Below are 23,039 nucleotides of genomic sequence, written 5' to 3'. Positions count from 1 at the left end.
CCCGGGTGGAGTTGACGATGCCGACTATTTCCAGCCCAGGGGCCTGCAACAGTGCTTCCAGTACCAGGCTCGAATAGAGACTCGAATGAGTGCACAGGATCAGCCGGCGCTTCATTTTCATCCGCGCAGCGCCCCTATCACAGCTCCTTCAGGACATCGCTGATGGCGGCCAGAGTGGTGTCGATCTGGGCTTCGGTATGGGCGCAGCTGATGAAAAAGCGCAGCCGGGCGAGCTTTTCCTCAACCGCCGGATACACGATGGGTTGCACGTTGATGCCCCGATCCAGCAGCAGATTGGACAGGCGCACCGCCTTGATCGAGCTGCCGCAGAGCAGCGGCACCACCGAATAGCCGTCGCTGAGGCCCGTATCCAGCCCCCGTTCCCGGGCCCTGGCCAGGAAATACTGACTGCGCTCTCGCAGCTGCCGCACGCGTTGCGGCTCCTCTTCCATCACGCGGATAGCCTCAAGGGATGCCGCCGCCATGGGCGCCGGCATGCCGACACTGTAGAGAAAGCCCGGGGCGGAAAACTTGAGGTGATCGATCAGCGCCTGCTCACCGGCTATGTAACCGCCGCAGCCGGCCATGGCCTTGCTCAGGGTGCCCATCCAGATATCGACGTCAGACCCGGCAACACTATAATGCTCGGCAATACCGCGTCCCCGCTCCCCCATCACGCCAATGGAGTGCGCTTCATCCACCATCAGGAAGGCCCGGTGACGCTGCTTCAATTCGATGAATCGGGGCAGATCCGGATGATCGCCGTCCATGCTATAGATGCCTTCCACCACGATCAGCACCCGCTCAAACTCGTGGCGCCGCTGCTCCAGCATGCGTCCCAGCGCCTGCCAGTCGTTGTGTGGGAAAGACAGCCGGAAGGCACCGGACAGCTGGATACCCTGCAGCACGCTGTTGTGAATCAGCGCATCGTGCAGAACCAGATCCTTGGGGCCAAACAGGTAACCGATGCTGGTGACATTGGTGGCGTGACCGCTGACGAACACGACAGCGTCTTCGGTGCCGTGCAGGGTCGCCAGCGCCCGTTCCAGCGCCTGCTGTACCGGCCGCTCACCGGACACCGGACGACTGGCGGAAACCGAGGTACCGTAGCGGTCTATGGCATCCTTGGCCGCCTGTGACACCCGCGGATGACCGCTGAGGTCAAGGTAGTTGTAGCTCGAAAAATTGATGCACTCCTGGCCATCAATCACCGAGGTTGCCGTGGCGGTACCTTCATGCAGCCGAAAAAACGGGTTACTGATATTGAGCTGCTCCGCCGCCAGGCGTTGCACCATCAGATCCCGGTAGCCCGCCAGCTTGTCGAACCGGCAGAGGTCATCGGATACCGGCAGGCGCGAAGCCACCGACACCCGGCGCGCCGTCTCGGCTTCAGGTTCACGTGCGCTGCGTTTATCGAGCGCCTTCTGGATCAGGCTTTCCTTGGCCTTGCCCGTCAGGCCGAAGAGGCCCTTGTTGAGTTTGTTCATTTAACCAGTCTCAGGGTGGCAGGTGCACTGTCCAGTGCAGAGGCGATACGCTGCGTCTCGTCCTCGGACAAAGACTCGGCATGACGGGCAGCCACCTGGGCAACCTGGCGGGTCGCTTCCTGGCCGGCATCTTCTGCCCCCCCGTCATCGTGACACAGCTGCGTGACGATGCGCTCGGTCAGACGCTGGACCGTCGGCCCCTGCGACAGAACCATCGCCGGCAGATTGACGCCAAAACGCCCCTCGATGGCCAGCGCCAGCTCAACCCCCATCAGGGAATCCATGCCCAGCTCCAGTACCGACTGGGTCATATCGATTTTCTCCGCCGGCAGGCGCAGGATCTGCGCGATTTCCTCACACAGCAAACCGCTGACCAGTTCTGCCACCTGCTCCGGCGCCATGCCGATGATCAGGCTACGGATGTCATCACTGTCTTCATCATCATCGCCGTGCCGGGCATCCAGCCTGCGCAGCACGTCAAACCTGGGCGACTGGGCCGAGGGCATCAGCCGCTGCATGTCGCGCCAGCTGAAGTCCATAACCGCCGCAGCACCACACCCACGGGCCAGCAAAAGCTGCAACATCGCCAGTGCCTGTGTCGACGTCAGTGCCTCACTGCCCATGCGCGACTGCAATGCCTCCTTGATGGCCTCGTTACGCGCCAGGAAACCCACATCGTCAATGGCGCCCCAGGCGACATAGAGACCGCTCAATCCCGCTGCACGGCGTTTGCGCACCAGCGCCTCCAGATAGGCATTGGCGGCCACATAGTTGGCCTGCCCGGGGTTGCCGAAGAAGGTTGTGACGGAGGAATAGAGCACGAAGAAATCGAGATCCAGCGCAGTGGTCAGCTCATGCAGATTGAGCGCCCCCAGCAGCTTGGGTGCCAGCACGCGCTCAAGGCGCTGCTGATCCAGATTGCGCAGCAGGCCGTCGTCAAACACCACCGCGGCATGAATCACACCCTTGAGCGCCGGCAGGCGGGAACCAAAACCGGCAAACAGGTCTTGCAGCGCCGCACGGTCGGTCACATCGATGGATTCAACCCTGACCCGCACGCCCCTGGCTTCGAGCTGGGCAATCGCCGTGGCGGCTTCTTCGGTCTGTACGCCGCTGCGGCCGATCAGCACCAGGTGACGGGCACCCTGCTCCGCCAGCCAGCAGGCCGAGCGCAAGCCGAAGCCGCTGAGACCGCCGGTCACCAGGTAGCAGCCCTCGGCATCCAGCGTCAGCGCCGGTATCGCCCGTTCCGCCTGCTCCGAGGCACGTGGAGGCTGTTCAAAGCCGATAACGATCTTGCCAATCTGCTTGGACTGCTGCATATAGCGAAACGCATCGCTGGCCCGCGCGGCCGGGAAGACCCGGTGTGGCAAGGTGCGCAGCACGCCTTCGTCGAAGCGCTCCATGACTTCGCGGAACAGGCGGGCACTCAGCTCGGGGCGCTCCACCATCAGCTGATCGGCATCAATGCCGTAATAGGTGATGTTGTTACGGAACGGCCTCAGGCCCATTTTGCTGTTTTCGTAAAAGTCACGCTTGCCCAGCTCCAGAAAGCGCCCGAACGGACGCAGAATGGCCAGGTTCCGGGTGATCGCCTCACCGGCCAGGGAGTTGAGCACGACATCGATGCCTTCACCGCCGGTCAGCTGCATGATCTGATCGGCATAGGCCAGACTGCGGGAGTCGAGTATGTGATCCACGCCCATCAGGCGCAGGAAGTCACGTTTCTCGTCGGAGCCTGCGGTGGCGAATACCTCGGCCCCCAGATAACGGGCAATCTGAATCGCGGCTATGCCCACGCCACCGGCGGCGCCATGAATCAGAACCCGTTCCCCCGGCTGTACCCGGGCCAGAAAATCCAGCGCATACCAGGCGGTGACAAAAACCGTGGGCACTGTAGCCGCCTCGGCACAGCTCCAGCCCTGCGGCACCGCGGCCAGGGCCGAAGCCTGAGTCAGCACCCTGGACGAAAAGCAGGACGGCGCAAATCCCATGACACGATCACCGGCCTTGAATGTGCTAACGCCCTCGCCCACTTCAATCACTTCACCGGCAAACTCCATACCCAGGGTCGGGCCGGAGAAGCCATTCTCCACTGCCTCGTCAGCCAGCAGCCCCATGGCATACATCACGTCCCTGAAGTTGAGGCCACTGGCAATGGGCCTTACGGCCACCTCACCCGATCCGGGTGCCTGACGAACCATGGGCATCCACTTCAGGTGCTTCAGTGGCCCGGGTTCAACAAAGTCCAGTTTCACTTCTGTTGATTCAACCGGCGGCAATGACATTAACGCCAGTGGCTCCAGGCGCAGGCCATAACAGGCCTGCTTGCTCAGCAGCAACTCGTCTTCCTTGCTGTCTGATAACAAAACCTTGGCCAGCGCCGGCATCAGTGACGCCAAGTCGGCGTCTGCCAGGTCGACCAGGCGTGCGTTGAGTTCGGGATGCTCATTCATCAGCACCCGCCCCAGCCCCCACAGGGGCGCCTGGGACGGCACCACAGTGAAACGCTCTGCGTCGAAGCCTGAACAGAGTGCCGCGCCTGTGGTTAGCAGCGTCAGATGCGGCGGCAGACTCCAGGTCACCCTCTCAAGGGCCTGAACCAGGCTGAGCACCGGCACACAACGCAACTGTTGCAGCCCCAGCAGCGACGCTGGCGTCGCATCGGCCTGTTCCAGCCCCATCAGCTGTACCACCTGGTCACAGCCACCCATAGCGGCAACGGCATCGAGCAGCTGCTCCATGCTGTCGACCGAAAACGGATCCACCCGGAACTCGCTACCGTCATAGTCATAGGCGGCGCCCTGCCGCGCCAGCAGTACCTGCTGTCCGGACGCTGTCAGCGCAGCGGCAAGCGCCTGCGCCATGCCGTTGTCATCGGCCAGCAGCAGCCAGCGCTGCTGCGCCGGCAGAACCGCGTCCGGCAGGGCCTGAGGCGCCCTGGCTGCCAGCATGACGAAGCCGCCTTCATTCCTGCCCGCCCCTGGCTCCAGCAATGTTTCGAACTGTTCGAAGCCGCTTTCGTGCAGCAGTTCAGCCCAGTGTTCTGCCGGCATCAGACGCGACAACGGACGCTCTGCGTCTGTCGTGTCCCACCAGCCCGGCAACAGGCCCTGGGTCAGGTCACTGAAGCGATCCTGATGACGCTCCAGCAGCAGCAGCTGGCCGTCTTGCGCCAGTAACCGGCACAGCTGCGCCAGCAGTGCCGGAATATCGTCCGCCTGGTGTAGCCCCTGCCCTGCCAGTACCAGATCGAAACGGCGCCCGGCCACGGCGTCTGGTAATTCCAGCCCTGCATTGGGGTCGAAACAGGCGAAATCCACGCAGGAATAGGCCGCCAGTTCAACTTCGGCACTGGCCAGCAGCGCCTCGTCGGCATCGGTGAACAGGTAATCGGTCCTATCCTGTGGCAGCACGGCCATCAGCCGGCGTGCCAGGGCGCCGGCGCCGCCCCCCAGGTGCAGGATGCGCAGGCGTCGATTCGCAGGCCAGGTGGCTGCCAGCTGGGCCAGCAATTCACCCAGAACCCGGTGAACACCGACCACGGACTGCGCAGAATCCGCCAGGTGCTCCTGCAAACTGCTCTTGGCCGGGTGCAGCAATTCAGCGATAGGGCGCTCGGCCCTGAGGACCTGCGTCAGGTGCAGGCCACAACGCCCGGCCAGCAGCAGTTCGGGGAGATAGGCGGGATAGTCTCCCTGCAGCGCCAGCCAGAGCTGCTGCGCCGCCGGCCATTCGTCGCTGGCCAGAAGCCGGTATTGGTCATCAATGTGTTCGGCCAGGCCGTCTTCACACAGCATCTGCAGATAGCGCACCAGTGCCGGACGGACGCTGGCGGCAAAACCTGCCTGCTCAATCAGGCCATCAAGGCTGAACCAGGCATCAGAACCCACCTGGTCGCGCAGCGACTCGTAAACAAAACCGCTGACCATCATGCCGATCAGTGGCTCGACTTCCGCGAAGTGGCCGGCACGCGCCGCCGCATGCTGCTCGAGCTGCTGCCGCGCAGCCGCTGCAACGACCTCCGGCACCGGCAGGGCCGCTGGGCCGACGGGGTGCAGCAAGCGGGGGCGGTAGTCATAGGTCGCAGGCAGACCCTGATCATGGGTAAAGTTCACACCGCGGAAGCGGCAGGCCTCGGCCTCGACCAGGACCCGGCCCTCATCATCGGTGAGACAGAAACTGGCCAGTACTGAACGCGGGCTCTGCTTGATGATACGGGCGCTGAAATGACTGATCTGCTGGCAGTTCCCGTACAGCCGCAGGCGGTCGATGCGTACCGGGATCAGCGCTGTATGCTGACTCTCACCGCTGTTGGCGGTGAATATGCCAACCAGTACCTGGAAGCAGGCATCCAGCACTGCCGGGTGCAGCACGTGGCCCGGCAGCTGGGCGGCAACGGATGGCGGCAGCGCCAGTCTGGCCAAGGCGGACAGTCCCTGGGTCCAGACATCGGCGATGCCCTGGAATGCCGGACCATACTCAAGCCCAACGGCGTCGGCCAGACGGTAATGCTGCGGGCCGCTGAGGCGGCCATCGGCCTGCGCCTTGAGCTGGGCCAGATCCAGTTGCTGCTTCGCATCAAAGGCCGGCGCACCGCTCAGGCGCCCCACTGCATGCAGCGTCCAGGGGTCTTCGCTCAGGCGCACCCGGCTTTCGATGGTAAAGCTGCCATCCTTGGGATAGAGGGCAAAACGCAGCGTTTTAAGGTGATCCTGTTCGAACACCAGGGGCGCGCGGATTTCCATCCCCTGAATCTCAAACTGCTCGGCCTGCACCTCAGCCGTGCCAAACCAGGCCCGGCCGGCTGCCAGCGCCATTTCGGCATAGCCTGCGGCCGGCATGACCGCGGCAGTGCCCACCACATGGTCCGCCAGGTATGGCACCAGCTGGGTATCCAGCGAATTTTCCCACACAGGCTCACCCGGCTTGATCCGATAGCCCAGCAGCGGATGCTCCAGCGGGCGATTGACCAGGTTATAGCCTTCGGACGTCACCTCATACCAGTGCCGCTCACGCTGCCAGGGATAGGCGGGCGGGCGCACCAGCACACCTTCCTGCGGGAAGTGCCGGGACAGATCCATCTGGGCCCCGCCGAGCCAGGCCGAGAACACGGCCGTTTGCAGATCCTTTGCATCATCTGAATGACGTTTCAGGGTCGGAATAACACCGCCACTGAGGTCATGTGCCTTGAGGCAGTCCCCGATATAGCCACGCATGATCGGATGGGGCCCGACATCAATGAACAGGCGCACGCCACGCTGAATCAGGGTCTCGATGGCGGCACCAAACTGTACGGGCTGGCGAATATTGTCCCACCAGTAGGCGGCACCCAGGCCGGTGCCGTCCATCTCGGTACCGCTCACCGTCGAAATATAGGCAATACGCGTCGGCGACGGCGCGAGATCCGCCAGCCGCTGAATGACCCGATCGCGCACCGGCTCCATCAAACTGCTGTGGAAGGCGTAATCCAGATCCAGAATGCGATAGAAGCGGCTCTGCTGCTCCACCGCAGTGCCCAGTGTCTCAAGCGCCGCCAGGGAGCCTGCCAGCGTTACCGCGTCGGGGCTGTTGATACCGGCGATCTCAACCTGCCCTGTAAGGTGCAGTTCATCAATCAGTGCGGTTATGGCATCGACCGACATTGACGCCGCCGCCATGCGTCCCTGTCCGCGGGTGGTGCCCTGGGCGCCACTGCGCTCGAAAATCACGCGCACCGCATCGGCCAGGTTCAGGGCGCCACTGGCCCAGGCAGCAGCGATCTCGCCAACACTGTGGCCCAGCACCGCAGACGCGCTAATGCCCTGCGCCTGCAGACAGCGGGTTACACCCACCTGCAGCGCGAACAGTGCAGGCTGGGCGATCTCGGTGCTCTCATAGTCTGCGGCCTCGTCCGACAGGAACAACTGTCGGATCGAGAGATCCGTATAGGGACGCAGCAGCGCATCGACTTCGTCAACCGCCTCGCCAAACAGCGGTTCGGCCTGTATCAGCTGGCGCCCCATGCCAACCCACTGGGAGCCATTGCCGGAAAACACCAGTGCAACGGGCAGGTCCTGGCCCAGATTATCAGCCGTGAAAAGTCCGCGGCCGGTCTCCCCCGCGGCGTAATTTTCCAATGCATGGCGGATCTGGTCCAGGGTCTGTCCCTGCACCGCAAGCCCCTTGGATAGCAGCTGGCGACGGCTGGCCTGAGTCCAGGCAAGGTCGTGATAGGACGTGGCGGGATTGGCCAGCAGCTTCGCCATCTGGCCGGCCTGGGCCTTCAAGGCTGTATCGCTACGCGCACTCAGCAAGAGCGGCGGGAGTGACTCAGTCGCCGGATCCACAGTGTCAACAGCGGGAGCGCCTACGCCTACCCGGCCCCGGTACTCGGCCAGCACGGCATGGGCGTTGGCACCACCAAAGCCAAAGGAATTGATACCCATGACCAGCCGCTGGTCACCCTCAACCGCGGTATATTCGGTGACCGGCGCAAGGTTCCAGTTAACAAAGTCGATGTTCGGATTAGGGGACTTCAGATGAATGGTCGGTGGCAGGGCGCGTTGCTGCAGGCAGTTGATCACTTTCACCATGCCCGCCATGCCGGAGGCGGTTTCCAGATGCCCGACGTTACTCTTCACCGAGCCTATCGGTAGCGGGTTCCCCTCGCCACGCGCCATGGCCAGCGCTTGCGACAAGGCCCTGGTTTCCAGCGGGTCACCCACCGAGGTACCGGTCCCATGAGCCTCAAGATAGGTCAGCTCCAGCGGGGACAGATCGATCTCATCGTATACCTTGCGCAGCAAATGGGCCTGGGCTTCGGCACTGGGCACCGTAATGCCGTTGGTACGACCGTCCGAGTTCACACCGGTATTCAGAATCACCGCATGGATCGGATCACCGTCGCGTTCGGCGGCGCTCAGCGGCTTGAGATAAAAGACCGCACAGCCTTCGGAACGCACATAGCCATTGCCGCTGGCGTCAAACGTCTTGCAGCGACCGTCCGGAGACAGCATCGACGCCCTGGAAAAGCCAATAAACGGGAACGGATGCAGCAGCATATTAACGCCGCCCACCAGGGCGCTCGATGCCTCACCGTCCCACAGCGACCGGCAGGCCTGGTGCAGTGCCACCAGTGATGACGAACAGGCCGTATCCACCGACATGCTCGGACCATGCAGGTCAAACACATAGGAAATCCGGTTCGAGGCGATGCTCGCGGTACTGCCGGTCATGGTATAGGAATCGGCTACCGAGGGATCGTCGATGCGGCGGTAGGAGTAATCGGTGCCGGCGATGCCGACGTAGACCGCACAGTCACTGCCAGCCAGCCGGCCAGGATTCTGGGCACCGTTTTCCAGTGCCTCCCATGAAAGCTCCAGCAACAGACGTTGCTGGGGATCCATCTGACAGGCCTCCCGCGGCGAAATGCCAAAGAATTCCGCGTCAAACTCCTCAATCCGTGACAGTACGCCGGCGGCCCAGGTATAGCTTTTACCTGGCTCGGATTTGCGAGGGTGGTAGTAGGCGTCTTTGCCCCAGCGGCTGCCATCGATTTCGCCGACCAGGTCCTTGCCATCCTTCAGTGCCTGCCAGAACTCGTCTGCATTGGACTGATCACCGGGGAGCCGGAATGCCATACCAACGATGGCAATATTTTCCTTACTACGACGCAAAATAATGTTACCTAACTATACTAAGCCAACTCCTGCACCGGCAGGCACTCAATAAAATCGCACCAGTTCAGGGCGGACCAAAGCGGCTATATTACCAACTTTAGCGCCGCCAAGGAATCCGCTGTGACACAACCCGGCCGTTGGCTGTCAGCACCGTAAAAGTTCGAGGATTTCTGCGGTTTTTTCCTGCATCAGCGCCTGATCGGCGCGGCTCTCGACATTCAGCCGCACCACCGGCTCCGTATTGGAGCTACGCAGATTGAAACGCCACTGTGCGAACTCGATGCTGATGCCATCGGTTTCGTCCACCGACAGCGCTTCGGGCTCATAGGCCGCCCGCACCCGGGCAATGGCCGCGACCGGGTCGGCCAGTTTGCTGTTGATCTCGCCGGAGCTCGGGAAGGCGGCGATACGCTCGGCCACCAGCTCAGACAAAGACTGCGCCTTGTTACTCAGCAGTTCGGCCACCAGCAGCCAGGGAATCATGCCGCTGTCGCAATAGGCGAAATCGCGGAAATAGTGATGCGCGCTCATTTCACCGCCGTACACGGCATCTTCCAGACGCATGCGCTCCTTGATAAAGGCATGGCCGGTTTTGGACAGCACCGGTACGCCACCGGCCGTTTCTACCAGATCAATGGTATTCCAGGTCAGCCGCGGATCATGGATCACACGGGCGCCGGACTGCTGGTGCAGGAAGGCTTCGGCCAGCAGGCCAACGATATAGTAGCCTTCGATAAACTGACCGTTCTCATCGAACAGGAAACAGCGATCAAAGTCGCCATCCCAGGCGATGCCCATATCGGCACCTTCGGCGATCACCACCTCGGCCGTCTGGGCGCGGTTTTCCGGCAGAATCGGGTTGGGAATGCCGTTGGGAAAGCTGGCATCAGGCTCATGGTGCACCTTGATGAACTCAATCGGGGCACCGATGGCCTGCAACTGGCGCTCGATGGCATCCAGTGCGGGCCCGGCCGCACCGTTGCCGGCATTGACCACCAGCCTCAGCGGTTTCAGTGCACCCGCATCGATATAGGACAGCATCTTCTGTGCATAGGCATGCTTGAGATCCAGCTGACTGTAACTTCCGCGTTTCGCGGGCGCCGCCGGCCACTGCTGCGCTTCCGCGATCAGCTGCATCTGCTTGAGACCGGTATCACCGGAAATCGGCCGGCTGCCCTCGCGCACCAGCTTAAGACCGTTGTAGTCGATCGGGTTATGCGAGGCGGTGACTTCAACGCCACCATCGACACCCAGGTGCACCGTGGCAAAGTAGATTTCCTCGGTGCCCACCATGCCGATATCGACCACATCGACACCGCCATCCTGCAATCCGCGCGACAGCGCCATTTTCAATGCTTCCGAGGTTTCCCGGATATCGCCGCCCACCACCACCGAGCGTGGTTGAAATTGCAGGGCGAAGGCACGCCCGATGCGATACACCACATCCTCATTGAGCTCGTCGCCCAGGCGACCGCGGATATCATAGGCCTTGAAACAGGTCAGTTTTGTCACGTTTCGAATCCAATTGAGTTTTAAAGATTTGGTAGCGGCGAAGGCACTATCGTGGGAACCCGGTCTCCGGGCGAACGGACACACTGGCCAATTCACCCACAGTCGCCCACAGAGTGGGCTCCCACAATCACTCAGAGGCGGCCAATACCGTAGTAAGTGAAACCCTGGGCCCGCAGCAGGGCCGGGTCATAGACATTGCGCCCATCCACAATTACCTTGGCGCCCAGGCTCTGCGCCAGGCGCTCAAAGTCCGGCGACCAGTATTCCGGCCACTCGGTCAGCAGCAGCAGAGCCTCGGCCCCTTGCGCCGCGTCATACTTGTCGGCGCAATACTGCAGCCTCGCATCGTCCCCGTAGTGCTCGCGCACCTCGGGCAGCGCCTCGGGGTCATGCAGCCGCACCCGGGCCCCCTGTGCCAGCAGCGCATCGATGATGCGCAGCGCCGGTGCATTGTCGATGCTCGCGACCCCCGGCTTGAAGGCCACGCCCCAGAGCGCCACCGTCTTGCCGCTCAGGTCACACTCGTAATGCTGCCAGAGCTTGCGAAACGGCAGTTCCATCTGGCGCTGGTTCTCGGTCAGCACTGTGTCCAGCAGGGTCGATCTACGCTTCTCGCTGAACAGCCCCGCCAGGCCCTCGATATACTGGGTAAAATGCTGACCACCAAAACCGCAGCCCGGTGCCAGATAATGCCGCCCGATACGCTCATCCGAGCCCATGCCCTGGCGCACGACGTCTATATCGACAGCCAGCAGATCAGCCAGATTGGCCAACTCATTGATGTAGCCCAGACGCAGCGCCAGCATGCCGGTAATGGCGAACTTGGTAAATTCAGCCTCCCGGCGACTCATCAGCTGCAGGTTCTGCACGGCACCGGCAAAGGGCCGCAATATGGCCTGCAACGACTGCAGCGCACTCGCATCCTCACAGCCGACCAGCAGCGTCTTTGGCTGTGCAAACTGGCTTAGCGCCCGCCCCTGCTGCAGCGTATCAGGCAAACAGATCACCGCCTGCCCGGCATCACTATTGAGCAGTGCCTGCAAGCGGTCGCTGGCACCTATGCCGAAGTTGCTCTGATTAATGACCAGCAGCGACCCCTCTGTGCGCTGCGCCAGACGCTGCACCAGTGCGACGGCCTTGTCTTCTTCATCCGGCGCCATGGCCAGCCAGTGCACAACGACATCCTCACACTGGTCCGCTGACAATGCCCTGAGCTGCCCTTTGGCCACAGCGGCCTGAATCATCTCCATCAAGCCAGGCTCAGCCCGCACACTGCTCTGGGAGGGTCTGATTTCAGTCGTTCCAGCCACATCCACAGCCTGCAGCACCCGTACATCGTTGCCATAGGCGGCAAGCTGTGCCACGGCGACCCACGAGGCCAGTTCATCACCCCACACTGCTATTTTCATCGATCAGCTTCCATTTTTTTCCTGCTTAGCTCCGCAACAGCCACTGCTTTAAAGCGCATCCGGGCGCTTCATGCGTCGCGCATCAATTGCGGCCAACAAACCGTTCGTCGCATGATCGAAGGACGCCACCGGATGCTGACCACTATCGAGAACATCAAGCAGCTGCGTCGCCATCGTCTTGCCCAGCTCCACCCCCCACTGGTCAAATGGATTGATACCCCAAATCACGGACTGCACAAACACCTTGTGCTCGTAGAGCGCAATGAGGGCCCCCACAGAATGAGGGGTTAACTCATCCAGCAGAATCACCGTGCTGGGCTGATTGCCGCGATAGCGCTGCCACGGTTTGGCGTTATCCTGAGCACCTCCCAATGCCGCATCCCCCAACGCCAGCACGCGCGCCTGCGCCAGACAATTGGCCAGCGCCAGCTGGTGCTGGCGCTGCAAGGTTTCATGCTCGGAGGCATAGCGCCGCGCCGAGACAATGAAATCGCACATCACCGACTCGGTCCCCTGGTGCAGCAGCTGATAAAACGCATGCTGCGCATTGGGGCCCACCTCACCCCAGAGCACCGGGCAGGTGCGGTGCGCACTGGCACTGCCATCGCGACACACACTCTTGCCGTTGCTTTCCATCTCAAGCTGCTCGAGATAGGCCGGCAAATGCGCCAGCCGCCCGTCATAGGGCAAAATGGCATGGGCATGAATGTCCAGGAAATTGATATTCCAGATCCCGGTCATCGCCAGTAAAACCGGCAGATTTTCGCTAAAGGGAGCGCTGCGAAAATGCCGATCCAGATCGTGAGCACCTGCCAGCATCTGGTGAAATCCGGACATGCCAATTTTGAGCGCGATGGGCAGGCCGATGGTGGACCAGAGCGAATAGCGCCCGCCGGTCCAGTCCCAGAAATGCAGCTGATTGGATTCAGGAATGCCCCACTGCAGCGCCTTTTCGGGCGATGCGGTTACCGCTATGAAATGACGGCTGACCAGCACCTCATCCCGCACGTCGCTGGCATCCTGCAGCCAGCGTCGTGCCGTCGCCGCATTGGCCAGGGTATCGATGGTGGTAAAGGACTTGGATGAGACGATAAAGAGGGTGGTGGCCGGATTCGACTGCTCCAGCAGGTCCACCAGCTGACTGCCATCCATGGAGGACACGAAGTGGATCTTCAGGTGGGCGGCTTCGTCGGGAACGAAGTCATTCAGGGCCCTGCAGGCCATCATGGGCCCGAGATCCGAACCACCAACACCCACGTTAACCACGGTATCTATGGGCTCACCGGTGTAACCCCGCCACTGCCGGTTGTGCAGCAATTCAACCATGGCGGCCATGCGCTCAAGATTGGCGTGCACCTTGGGCACCACGTCCTCACCGGCGACCGGCAAGGTCGCGCCGGCCGGCAGGCGCAGCGCCGTGTGCAGCGCCGGGCGCTGCTCGGTGTTGTTTACCGCATCGCCCTTGAACAGCGCCTCGATCCAGCCTTGCAGATCACTGGCCTGCGCCAGGCCGACCAGCTTGTCCAGCGTCTGCGGCAACAGACGCTGCCGGGACAGATCCAGCAGCATCCCTTCGTGGCGAAAACTCAATTCGCCAAAGCGCCCGTCCTGCGACATCAGGTCCTTCAGGTGCTGCTGCTTAACCGCATCAGCATGGACGCCGAGGCCCTGCCAACAGCTTTCAATAGTCACTTCCCTACTCCCACAGGCCAGTTTCATGCGCGGACTCTATTAATCTGGCGATGAAACAGATCGTCCCGCCCTGTTTCATCATCGCCCTTGAAAATCGGGCGGAATTTGTGAAATCCCTTGATTTTCAAGGGCTCGCATTGGCCGCTGGCCAATGGCGGCGTATCCTGCGCCACGGTATTAAACCGGCTCTACAAACGTAAAATGCCACCGGTTTACTATATACGCGCCAAAAACGCCCTGAGCGCTTCAGCGGTCTCGGGGTGTTTCAGCCCAAATGCGACATTGGCCTGCAACAGACCCGCCTTGTTTCCGCAATCATACAGATTTCCGGTCATGCTGTAGGCCTCGAGCGTCGCCTCCTCGGTCAGGCGCACCAGGGCGTCGGTCAGCTGGATCTCACCGCCAGCGCCCGGCTGGGTGTCCTGCAGCAACGACATGACCCGTGCCGGCAGGATATAGCGACCGACAATCGCCAGGTTGGACGGCGCTTCGTCCCGGGCCGGCTTTTCAATCATGCCCTGCACCTGAGCGCCACCGCCCGCCTCAACCGCAGCACCACCACAATCGACAATACCGTAACGCTCAACCTGATCCTGCGGTACGGCTTCGACCATGATCTGGCCGCAGCCACCGCTACGGTAGCGCTCAACCATGGCAACCATGTCGGTGCCGACAGTGTCGCTGTCGATCAGCATGTCGGGCAGCATCACCGCAAAGTCCTCATCGCCGGTAATCGCCGCGGCACACAAAACAGCGTGCCCCAGTCCTTTGGCAAATGGCTGGCGCACCGAGATCACCTCGACGCCCTCGGGCAGAATTTCCCGCACCGACGACAACAGCGCGACCTTGCCCTTGCGATCCAGCTCGGCCTCGAGCTCGTAGTGGCTGTCGAAATGGTCCTCAATGGCGGATTTGCCGCTGCGCGTGACCAGTATGATCTGCGTGAAACCGGCCGCTACGGCTTCGTCGACCACGTGCTGGATAACCGGCTTGTCGACCACCGACAGCATTTCCTTGGGGATGGCCTTGCTGGCGGGAAGAACGCGGGTGCCGAGACCGGCAACGGGAATAACAACCTTTGACAACATATTCATAAACCTATTTTCTGATCCATAGAGTTTCGCTATTAACCTGGCGGTGAAACAGGTCGTCCCGCCCTGTTTCATCATCGCCCTTGAAAATCGGGCGGAATTTGTGAAATCCCTGGATTTTCAAGGGCTCGCATTGGCCGTTGGCCAATGGCGGCGCATCCTGCGCCACAGTATTAAACCGGCTCTACAGACGTAAAATGCCACCGGTTTAATACCTACCCCCGGAGCCAGCCGGGGAACTGCTGTTTCAAACGCCATGCGCTAACGGCATTGGCTGCGCGGTCTGAATAGCGGGGGATCCATACCCCAGCAGTCGATCACCTCCTGCTTCATCTCAATCAGATTAATGGCATCACTTCCCGAACCGCTCCCGGGACTGCAGTGGCTCATTCCACCGCCAGGGGCATGCCCCTGGCGACGAAATGCTGGCTGTAGCCACTCAGTACACTAATAAGAATCGGTTCGGGTGCCGGTATGCGGGTTGCCCCGCGGGTTTCGTCACTTTTCCCAGCTCACACAGCTGTCTGGTTTTTCCCTATTTCGGGGCCGTGCCACTCGCTGATGCGTGCTTCGGCGGCGTTAAAGTAACGCAGCGCAACTGAACGCAAACCGTATGGCAAATCAAAATCCTGCACGGCACCTAAAGACCTACTGCGATGACAACGCCGCCCAGTCCTGTGAACTCTTGCCGTGCACGATAAAGAAGGGATTGAGGATGTGCGCGGTATTGGCATAGCTCAGCGGGGTACCGTCAAGCTGGATCACGGCACCGCCGGCCTGTTCCACCACGGCCTGGGCCGCCGCGGTATCCCAGAGTGACGTCGGCCCAAGGCGCGGATAGACATCGGCCGCCCCTTCCGCCACCAGGCAGAGCTTGAGCGAACTGCCCATGGCGACCATCTCGTGCTGCCTCAGCTTTTCCAGCCAGGCGGTCGTTTCTGAGCCGGCATGAGAGCGACTGCCGACCACGCGCCAAACTTTGTCTGCAGCATGTTCGGCGACACGAATCGGGCGTCGCCCGTCGGCATCCACCTTGAACGCCCCCAGTCCCTTGAGCCCCAGGTAGGCAACATCCAGCACTGGGGCATAGACGACACCGAGCACCGCCACACCGTTTTCGATCAGGGCCACATTGACGGTAAATTCGCCATTGCGCTTGATGAACTCCTTGGTACCATCGAGCGGGTCCACCAGCCAGTAGCGACCACTGGCGTCGACCCCCTTAAAGGCCGATGTGTCCTCTTCCGACAGAATCGGCAGGTCCGGCGTCAGCGACGCAAGGCGCGCCACGATCAGCTCGTGGGCCGCCGCATCGGCTTCCGTGAGCGGCGACTTGTCGGCTTTTTCTTCCACACTGAACTCGCGGCCGTAAATCACCATGATGGCCTCGCCCGCCTCGCGCGCGATCCGCTCCACGCCATCGAGCAGTGTCTGATCAATTGCAGTCATTTTCCTATCCCTAAGCAAATTGGTTAAACCCATCGTCGACCTTTGTGGGAGCCCGGTCCCCCGGGCGAATTGAATAGGCACCGAGGCCTTCGCCCACAGAGTGGGCTCCCACAACAGGTGAAAGTATCGTGGGAGCCAGAGTGTCCGGGCGAATGGGGTATCAACCCACCAGCATCCCGCGCTCTTTCAGCACGGCGACGATCATCTCGGCCGCCTGATCCGGCGTCTGCTGCGTGGTATCGATGTGAATCTCGGCATTCTCCGGCGCCTCGTAGGCCGAATCGATACCGGTGAAGTTCTTCAGCTCGCCCCGGCGCGCCTTCTTGTACAGGCCCTTCGGATCGCGGTCCTCGGCGACATTCAGCGGCGTATCGATAAAGACTTCGAGGAATTCACCCTCTCCCACCAGTGCCCGCGCCATGTCCCGCTCCGAACGGAACGGCGAAATGAAGGCAGACAGCACGATCAGGCCGGCGTCGACCATCAGCCTGGCCACTTCGGCCACACGACGAATATTCTCGACCCGGTCGGCGTCGGTAAAGCCCAGATCCCGGTTCAGACCATGGCGCACGTTGTCGCCATCCAGCAGGTAGGTGTGCTGGCCGCGGGCATGGAGTTTCTTCTCCACCAGGTTGGCAATGGTCGACTTGCCGGCGCCGGACAGGCCGGTCAGCCACAGCAGGCACGGCTTCTGGGCCTTGGCGGCGCTGCGCGCGTCTTTGTCAACATCGACGTGCTGCATGTGGATGTTCTGGCTGCGACGCAGCGCGAACTTAAGCATGCCGGCACCCACGGTGCTGTTGGTCATGCGATCGATCAGGATCAGACCGCCGGTATCCTGATTGACCTCGTAAGGATCAAAGGCGATGGCACGGTCAAGAGTCAGGTTGCAGACACCGATGGCGTTGAGCTCCAGCTTCTTCGCCGCCGTGTGCTCAAGGGTGTTGACGTTGACCTGATATTTGATCTCGCTGACCTGGGCGGTCACCGTGCGGGTACCGATTTTCAGCAGGTAGGGGCGCCCTGGCAGCAGCGGCTCCTCGTGCATCCAGACAATGGTCGCCTCGAACTGGTCCGCCGTTTCCGCCGGCGCTGCGATACCGGAAATCACGTCACCGCGGGAGATATCAATCTCGTCGGCCAGCGTCAGCGTAATGGACTGACCGGCCACCGCCTGCTCCAGATCACCATCATGGGTAACAATACGGGCAATGGTGCTCTCCTTGCCGGAGGGCTGTACCCGGATCCGATCACCCGGGCGCACCACCCCGCTGGCGATGGAGCCGGCAAAGCCGCGGAAATCCAGGTTCGGGCGATTGACCCATTGCACCGGCATGCGGAACGCGCCCTGCTGCAGTCGCTCCTCATCCAGCTCGACCGTTTCGAGGTAACCCATCAGGGTGGTGCCATGGAACCAGGGCATGCGTTCGCTGTGGCTGGTGATATTGTCGCCCTTGAACGCCGACATCGGAATAAAGGTGACGTTCTCGATGCCGACCTGGCGCGCGAATGTGCGGTATTCCTCCACGATCCGGTTGTAGGTTTTCTCCGAGTAATCGACCAGATCCATCTTGTTGATCGCCACAACGATATGGCGGATGCCGATCAGCGACATCAGGTAACTGTGGCGACGCGTCTGGATCAGAATGCCCTTGCGTGCATCCACCATTAGGATAGCGGCGTCAGCAGTCGAGGCGCCGGTCACCATGTTGCGGGTGTACTGCTCATGCCCCGGGGTGTCGGCGACGATGAACTTGCGCCGGTCCGTGGAAAAGAAGCGGTAGGCCACATCAATGGTGATGCCCTGCTCACGCTCGGCGGCCAGGCCGTCCACCAGCAGTGCGAAGTCGATCTCGTCACCCTGGGTGCCGAACTTCTTCGAGTCCGCCTCGATCGCCGCGAGCTGATCTTCGAACAGCATTTTGGATTCAAACAGCAGGCGGCCGATGAGGGTGCTTTTGCCATCATCGACACTGCCACAGGTGATAAAACGCAGCAGCCCCTTGCGCTCGTGCGCCTTGAGGTACTGTTCAATATCCGTTGAAATCAGATCCGATACGTGTGCCATCAGAAATAGCCCTCCTGCTTCTTCTTCTCCATCGATGCCGCCGAATCGTGATCGATTACGCGCCCCTGGCGCTCGGAGGTTTTGGTCAACAGCATTTCCTGAATGATCGCCGGCAACGTATCGGCATCCGACTCAACCGCACCGGTCAGCGGGTAGCAGCCCAGGGTACGGAAACGCACCTTGCGCATCATCGGCACTTCACCCGGCTGCAGCGGCATGCGCTCGTCATCCACCATGATTAGCGCGCCGTCACGCTCGACCACCGGACGCTCGGCGGAATAGTAGAGGGGCACTATGGGGATGCCCTCCAGGTAGATGTACTGCCAGATATCCAGCTCGGTCCAGTTCGACAGCGGGAAGACGCGAATGCTTTCGCCCTTGTGCTTGCGCGAATTGTAGAGCTTCCACAGCTCCGGACGCTGATCCTTGGGGTCCCAGCGATGCTGGGCGCTGCGGAACGAAAAGATCCGTTCCTTGGCGCGGGATTTCTCCTCGTCGCGGCGCGCACCGCCGAAGGCCGCATCGAAACCGTACTTGCCCAGCGCCTGCTTGAGGCCTTCGGTTTTCATGATATCGGTATGGATCGCCGAACCGTGGGTGAACGGGTTAACGTCCTTCTCGATGCCCTCGGGGTTGGTATGCACCAGCAGATCCATGCCCAGGTCCTGCACCATCTTGTCACGGAAGCTGTACATCTCGCGGAACTTCCAGCGGGTATCCACATGCAACAGCGGGAACGGCGGCAACGAGGGTGCGAACGCCTTCATCGCCAGATGCAGCATCACCGCGCTGTCCTTGCCGATTGAATAGAGCATGACCGGGTTTTCGGCCTCGGCCACCACCTCCCGCATAATGTGGATACTTTCGGCTTCCAGCCGTTGCAAATGTGTCAGTGCCATCGTTGTCCTCGACCTGTCTGTGTGTGCGATGCGCGAACCCGGAGCTGCCCGGGACGCGAGTGTAGTCTGCGTTGAAACCTTTCGGCTGGCCGACGGGGCTTGCGCCGGCATGGCCAGAAGTCTGAATGATGTGTCATGGCAGGTTAACCAGTCTTGAATTTTCGGCTCGCGACTGAGCTGTGCGCCATGAAAAACCAGCCCAACCGGGCCATCAAAAGCCGCCAGCAGGCGTTCAAAAAATGCCTGGTAGAGGCCGGAGAGCGGCGGCTGCTCGCTCAGCAGCCAGAACTGCCGCGCACGCCCGGCGTGCACGTACAGCTGGTAACAGGGCTTACCATCGAGTGGGTTGACGATGCGGCGCAAGCCGCCCCACAGCAGGGTGCCGCCCTGCTTTCGAAGCCTTGCCTCCAGCGGTTTGAGCTGGTCCTTGCTCCAGCGCTGCAATGCCGTACTCGGTGGGCTGGCGGCCAGCGTGGCCTTGAGCTCGGGCGCACTCAACTGCCACTGCTGCAACAGGCGCGTGAGGCTGCGGCCCGTGAGGGCGACGCCGAGCTGCGCCTGCACCCAGTCGAGAATGCCGTCGGCCTGCCAGAGCCCAGCGCTGTCCAGGCAGGCTTGCGCCGATGGCGCGAATAGGTGCTGCAGCAGCGTCTGCTCGCTATCGGGATCCAGGCTGCGACCGGAGCCCGTCTTGCGGCCGCGCGGCTTGACATCGACCCCGGCCCAGCCACCGGCGACAAACGCCTTGTAGGCCGCTATCACGGTGGGCGCACTGAGACCGGCCTGCTTGGCGGCGTCCGCCACCGTAGCGCCGTCAATTCGCCGCTGAACCGCCAGATGCCGACGCTTGTTCAATTCCTCAGGCGATAAATGTTTTATCAATGAAATCACCCTAATCAATTGAATAACAAAGAAAAATATTAAATAGTCAGCAGAACAAGCCTGATATCTATCGACAGAGTATAAAACATACTCCTACAATGACAACTCGTTTATGCCTGAGGCATAAGGCATAACATGCGGCTGAATGCGGTGAATGTGGGAGCCCACTCTGTGGGCTAAAAATGATATTCGCCCGGAGACCGGGCTCCCACAACGCATAAGCACTTAACGAGCACTGGCGGCAAATCAAGCCTTCAAAGGGATTAGATAGGAAAACGAAACACCCATGGAAAGCTGGAGCGTACTGATATCGGTTGTCGTGCTGCTGGGGTTGCTGGCCAGTGGTCGCGTGCAACCAGCCGTCCTCTTCACCGGCTGGGCCGGCGGTTTTGTTCTGCTCGGGGTCGTCGACAGCAACGACATGCTGGCCAGCCTGGCCAACCCCGCGCTGGCCACCCTGGTGCTGCTGATGCTGGTATCGCTCGCACTGGAGCGCTCGCACCTCCTCGACCAGCTGTCCGAACGCTTGCTGCGTGGCAGCGAAAGCACTGCGCTGCTGCGCCTGATGGGCACCAGCGCGTTGCTGTCGGCGTTTCTCAACAATACGGCGGTGGTCGCCTCTTTCCTTGGCGCCATCAGTCGCCAGCGAAAAATCACCTCGTCCCGCCTGCTGATCCCGCTCTCGTTCGCGTCGATACTGGGCGGCATTACCACTCTGATCGGCACCTCGACCAACCTGGTGGTCAGCTCCTTTGCGGTCAATGCGGGGCTGCCGGCGCTCGAGATGTTCCAGTTCAGCCTGGTGGGTGTGCCGGTGGCACTGCTCTGCATGCTGGTACTGCTGTTCAGCGCCAGGCAATTGCCCAAACACAACAACGGTGAACAGGAATCGAGCCAGGAGTACTTTCTGGCCGCGCAGGTCTTGTACGACTCACCGCTGATCGGCAAGAGCATCGAGGAAAACAGGCTAAGGAAACTGGACGGGCTTTTTCTGCTCGAGATCGAGCGGGAGGGGTATCTGATCAGCCCGGTCGGGCCGGAGGAGATCATTCATGCCGGTGACATACTGGCCTTCACCGGGGAGGTGCAGAAAGTGCAGACGCTGCAGCGCTTTCAGGGGCTGGAACTGTTTGGCAGCCGGGCCGACGACCTGCTGACCACCAACCTGGTGGAGGTGGTGATCTCGAACGAGTCGGAGCTGGCCAACCGCACGCTGCAGGAGGTGGATTTTCGGACCATGTTCAATGCCGGCGTGGTGGGCATCAGGCGGGGCGAGAAACGCATCAAAGAACAGCTGGGCCGAATCCCGTTGCGGGTCGGCGACAGCCTGCTGCTGGCGGTGGGCGCTGACTTTCGGCAGCACCGCAATCTGGACCGCAACTTCCATGTGCTGAGCGGTTCGTTGCAGCGCCCCAAGCTCAGCGATGCCCAAAGCACACTGGCGCTGTCCGGCTTTGCTGCGGTAATCGTCGCAGCCACCTTCGGCCTGATGCCGCTGTTCCATGGCCTGCTGCTGCTGCTCGGTACACTGCTGGCAAGCCGTGTCCTGAGCATCAGCGAAATGCGCCGACGCTTCCCGTTCGAGCTGTTGTTACTGATCGGCTCCGCTTTAACCATTGCCAGGGGCCTGGAAGCGTCCGGCGCCGCCCAGCTGGTCGCCAACTTCATCCAGAATTACGCCAACGGCTTCGGCGTCATGGGTGCCTTTGTCGGCATCTACCTGCTGACCCTGCTGCTGACCGAAACCGTGACCAACAATGCAGCAGCGGCGCTGGCATTTCCGATCGCCCTGTCAACGGCTCAGGCTTTCGACGCCGACCCGCTGCCGTTCATCATGGCCGTCGCCTACGGCGCCAGCGCCTGCTTCCTGATTCCCTTCGGCTACCAGACCCACCTGATGGTCTACTCGCCGGGACGATATCGCCTGCAGGACTACGTAAAGACCGGCCTTCCGGTGAGCCTGGCCTATTCGGCCGGCGTGCTCATACTGGTGCCGCTGGTGTTTCCGTTCTAGTCCGCCCACTTAACTCCAACACTCGGCCCAAGATGCCTGCAGCCCATCCGCCGATTATTACGGTGAAGGGGCAACGCCGCGCTTGACGGACAGCCATTGAGCACAGTAAAAACAAGCATCAGGTACCGGGTATACAACGCGATAACAATCCGCAGATTAGCCCCCTCCCCTCCAACGGAATACGCACTTCACTAGGGAACAGTGTCAAATGGCTCATCAAAGAATCCTCTCTGAGGTCATTCCAGAAAATGCCGATATCCTTCCGACATCGAGTGACGCCATACAGCCCGGCCAGCGCGCCACACTGCTAAAGCAAGTGGATGAAGCGTTGCAGCGCGGAGATCAGGCGGCAGCACTGGCCCATGTCGAAGCGGCACTGCAGACCCTGCCGGACGACCGCGCGCTGCTACTGAAGAGGGGTGCAGTGCTTCAAGCGATGCAGCGCCACGATGCGGCGGCAGCACATCTGGAGGAATTGCGGCGCCGCTGGCCTGAGGATGTGCCGCTGCTGCTTCAACTGGCTGCGGCCTATCGGGGTCAGGGCAAGTTTTCGAAGGCCGATGAGCTGTGTGAAACCGCATTAGCGACGCAACCGGGGCATCGCGATGCGCTGCTCGGGCGCGTGGACAACGCACTGCAGCGCGGAGATCAGGCGGCGGCACTGGAGCATACCGAAGCAGCACTGCAGATCCTGCCGGACGATTGCGCGCTGCTATTGAAGAAGGGCACCGTGCTTCTGGCTATGCAGCGCCACGGTGCGGCGACAGCACATCTGGAGGAATTGCGGCTCCGCTGGCCGGAGGATGTGCCGCTGCTGGTACAACTGGCTGCGGCCTATCGGGGTCAGGGCAAGTTTTCGAAGGCCGATGAGCTGT

General features: G+C 61.3%; 11 protein-coding genes. 2 read left to right on the top strand and 9 right to left on the bottom strand.

All coding sequences use genetic code 11. The annotated features are described in order from the left end of the window. Positions 1-137: 137 nt before the first annotated feature. The 9 genes from MRS74_RS22340 to cysD form a co-directional block, all read right to left on the bottom strand. Positions 138-1,487 carry an aminotransferase class I/II-fold pyridoxal phosphate-dependent enzyme gene (locus tag MRS74_RS22340; protein ID WP_254582501.1) on the bottom strand — a complete coding sequence of 450 codons (1,350 nt, stop codon included), beginning with the start codon at positions 1,485-1,487 and terminating at the stop codon, positions 138-140. Beyond that, positions 1,484-9,145 carry a type I polyketide synthase gene (locus MRS74_RS22335; RefSeq protein WP_254582500.1) on the bottom strand — a complete coding sequence of 2,554 codons (7,662 nt, stop codon included), beginning with the start codon at positions 9,143-9,145 and terminating at the stop codon, positions 1,484-1,486. Before MRS74_RS22335 ends, MRS74_RS22340 begins: the two co-directional genes overlap by 4 nt. 147 nt (positions 9,146-9,292) lie before the next feature. Then, positions 9,293-10,660 (bottom strand): phosphohexomutase domain-containing protein, encoded by a 1,368-nt coding sequence (locus MRS74_RS22330; protein WP_254582499.1) that lies wholly within the window; start codon positions 10,658-10,660, stop codon positions 9,293-9,295. Positions 10,661-10,791: 131 nt separating this feature from the next. After that, on the bottom strand, positions 10,792-12,069 hold the full coding sequence (locus MRS74_RS22325; protein ID WP_254582498.1) for a UDP binding domain-containing protein: 1,278 nt from the start codon (positions 12,067-12,069) through the stop codon (positions 10,792-10,794). A gap of 48 nt (positions 12,070-12,117) precedes the next feature. Further along, positions 12,118-13,788 (bottom strand): glucose-6-phosphate isomerase, encoded by a 1,671-nt coding sequence (gene pgi, locus MRS74_RS22320; RefSeq protein ID WP_254582497.1) that lies wholly within the window; start codon positions 13,786-13,788, stop codon positions 12,118-12,120. Positions 13,789-13,976: 188 nt separating this feature from the next. Further along, entirely contained in the window at positions 13,977-14,855 is an 879-nt protein-coding gene (gene galU / locus MRS74_RS22315; RefSeq protein WP_254582496.1) for a UTP--glucose-1-phosphate uridylyltransferase GalU, read from the bottom strand. A 645-nt stretch (positions 14,856-15,500) separates the two neighbouring features. Next, positions 15,501-16,301, bottom strand: coding sequence for a 3'(2'),5'-bisphosphate nucleotidase CysQ (gene cysQ, locus MRS74_RS22310; protein ID WP_254582495.1), 801 nt, complete (start codon positions 16,299-16,301; stop codon positions 15,501-15,503). 160 nt (positions 16,302-16,461) lie between these two features. Next, positions 16,462-18,369 (bottom strand): sulfate adenylyltransferase subunit CysN, encoded by a 1,908-nt coding sequence (gene cysN / locus MRS74_RS22305; RefSeq protein WP_254582494.1) that lies wholly within the window; start codon positions 18,367-18,369, stop codon positions 16,462-16,464. Next, positions 18,369-19,268: a sulfate adenylyltransferase subunit CysD gene (cysD, locus tag MRS74_RS22300; protein ID WP_254582502.1), complete on the bottom strand. Its 900-nt coding sequence runs from the start codon at positions 19,266-19,268 to the stop codon at positions 18,369-18,371. Before cysD ends, cysN begins: the two co-directional genes overlap by 1 nt. Before the next feature lie 1,168 nt (positions 19,269-20,436). Here cysD and MRS74_RS22295 point away from each other — a divergent pair. Next, on the top strand, positions 20,437-22,164 hold the full coding sequence (locus MRS74_RS22295) for an SLC13 family permease (RefSeq protein WP_254582493.1): 1,728 nt from the start codon (positions 20,437-20,439) through the stop codon (positions 22,162-22,164). A 208-nt stretch (positions 22,165-22,372) separates the two neighbouring features. Further along, the coding region (locus MRS74_RS22290) for a tetratricopeptide repeat protein (protein ID WP_254582492.1) at positions 22,373-23,039 on the top strand (667 nt) is incomplete at its 3' end.

It is taken from the genome of Marinobacterium sedimentorum, from assembly GCF_024267675.1.
Taxonomy (GTDB): Bacteria; Pseudomonadota; Gammaproteobacteria; order Pseudomonadales; family Balneatricaceae; genus Marinobacterium_A; species Marinobacterium_A sedimentorum.
The sequence above is the reverse complement of the archived record's forward strand: the minus strand, read 5'-3'. Positions and strand labels throughout refer to the sequence as shown.

Excerpts from the sequence above, each read along its gene's own strand:
- MRS74_RS22340 (WP_254582501.1), bottom strand. The coding sequence starts at position 1,487 with ATGAACAAACTCAACAAGGGCCTCTTCGGCCTGACGGGCAAGGCCAAG.
- MRS74_RS22325 (WP_254582498.1), bottom strand. The coding sequence starts at position 12,069 with ATGAAAATAGCAGTGTGGGGTGATGAACTGGCCTCGTGGGTCGCCGTG.
- pgi (WP_254582497.1), bottom strand. The coding sequence starts at position 13,788 with ATGAAACTGGCCTGTGGGAGTAGGGAAGTGACTATTGAAAGCTGTTGG.
- galU (WP_254582496.1), bottom strand. The coding sequence starts at position 14,855 with ATGAATATGTTGTCAAAGGTTGTTATTCCCGTTGCCGGTCTCGGCACC.
- cysQ (WP_254582495.1), bottom strand. The coding sequence starts at position 16,301 with ATGACTGCAATTGATCAGACACTGCTCGATGGCGTGGAGCGGATCGCG.
- cysN (WP_254582494.1), bottom strand. The coding sequence starts at position 18,369 with ATGGCACACGTATCGGATCTGATTTCAACGGATATTGAACAGTACCTC.
- cysD (WP_254582502.1), bottom strand. The coding sequence starts at position 19,268 with ATGGCACTGACACATTTGCAACGGCTGGAAGCCGAAAGTATCCACATT.
- MRS74_RS22295 (WP_254582493.1), top strand. The coding sequence starts at position 20,437 with ATGGAAAGCTGGAGCGTACTGATATCGGTTGTCGTGCTGCTGGGGTTG.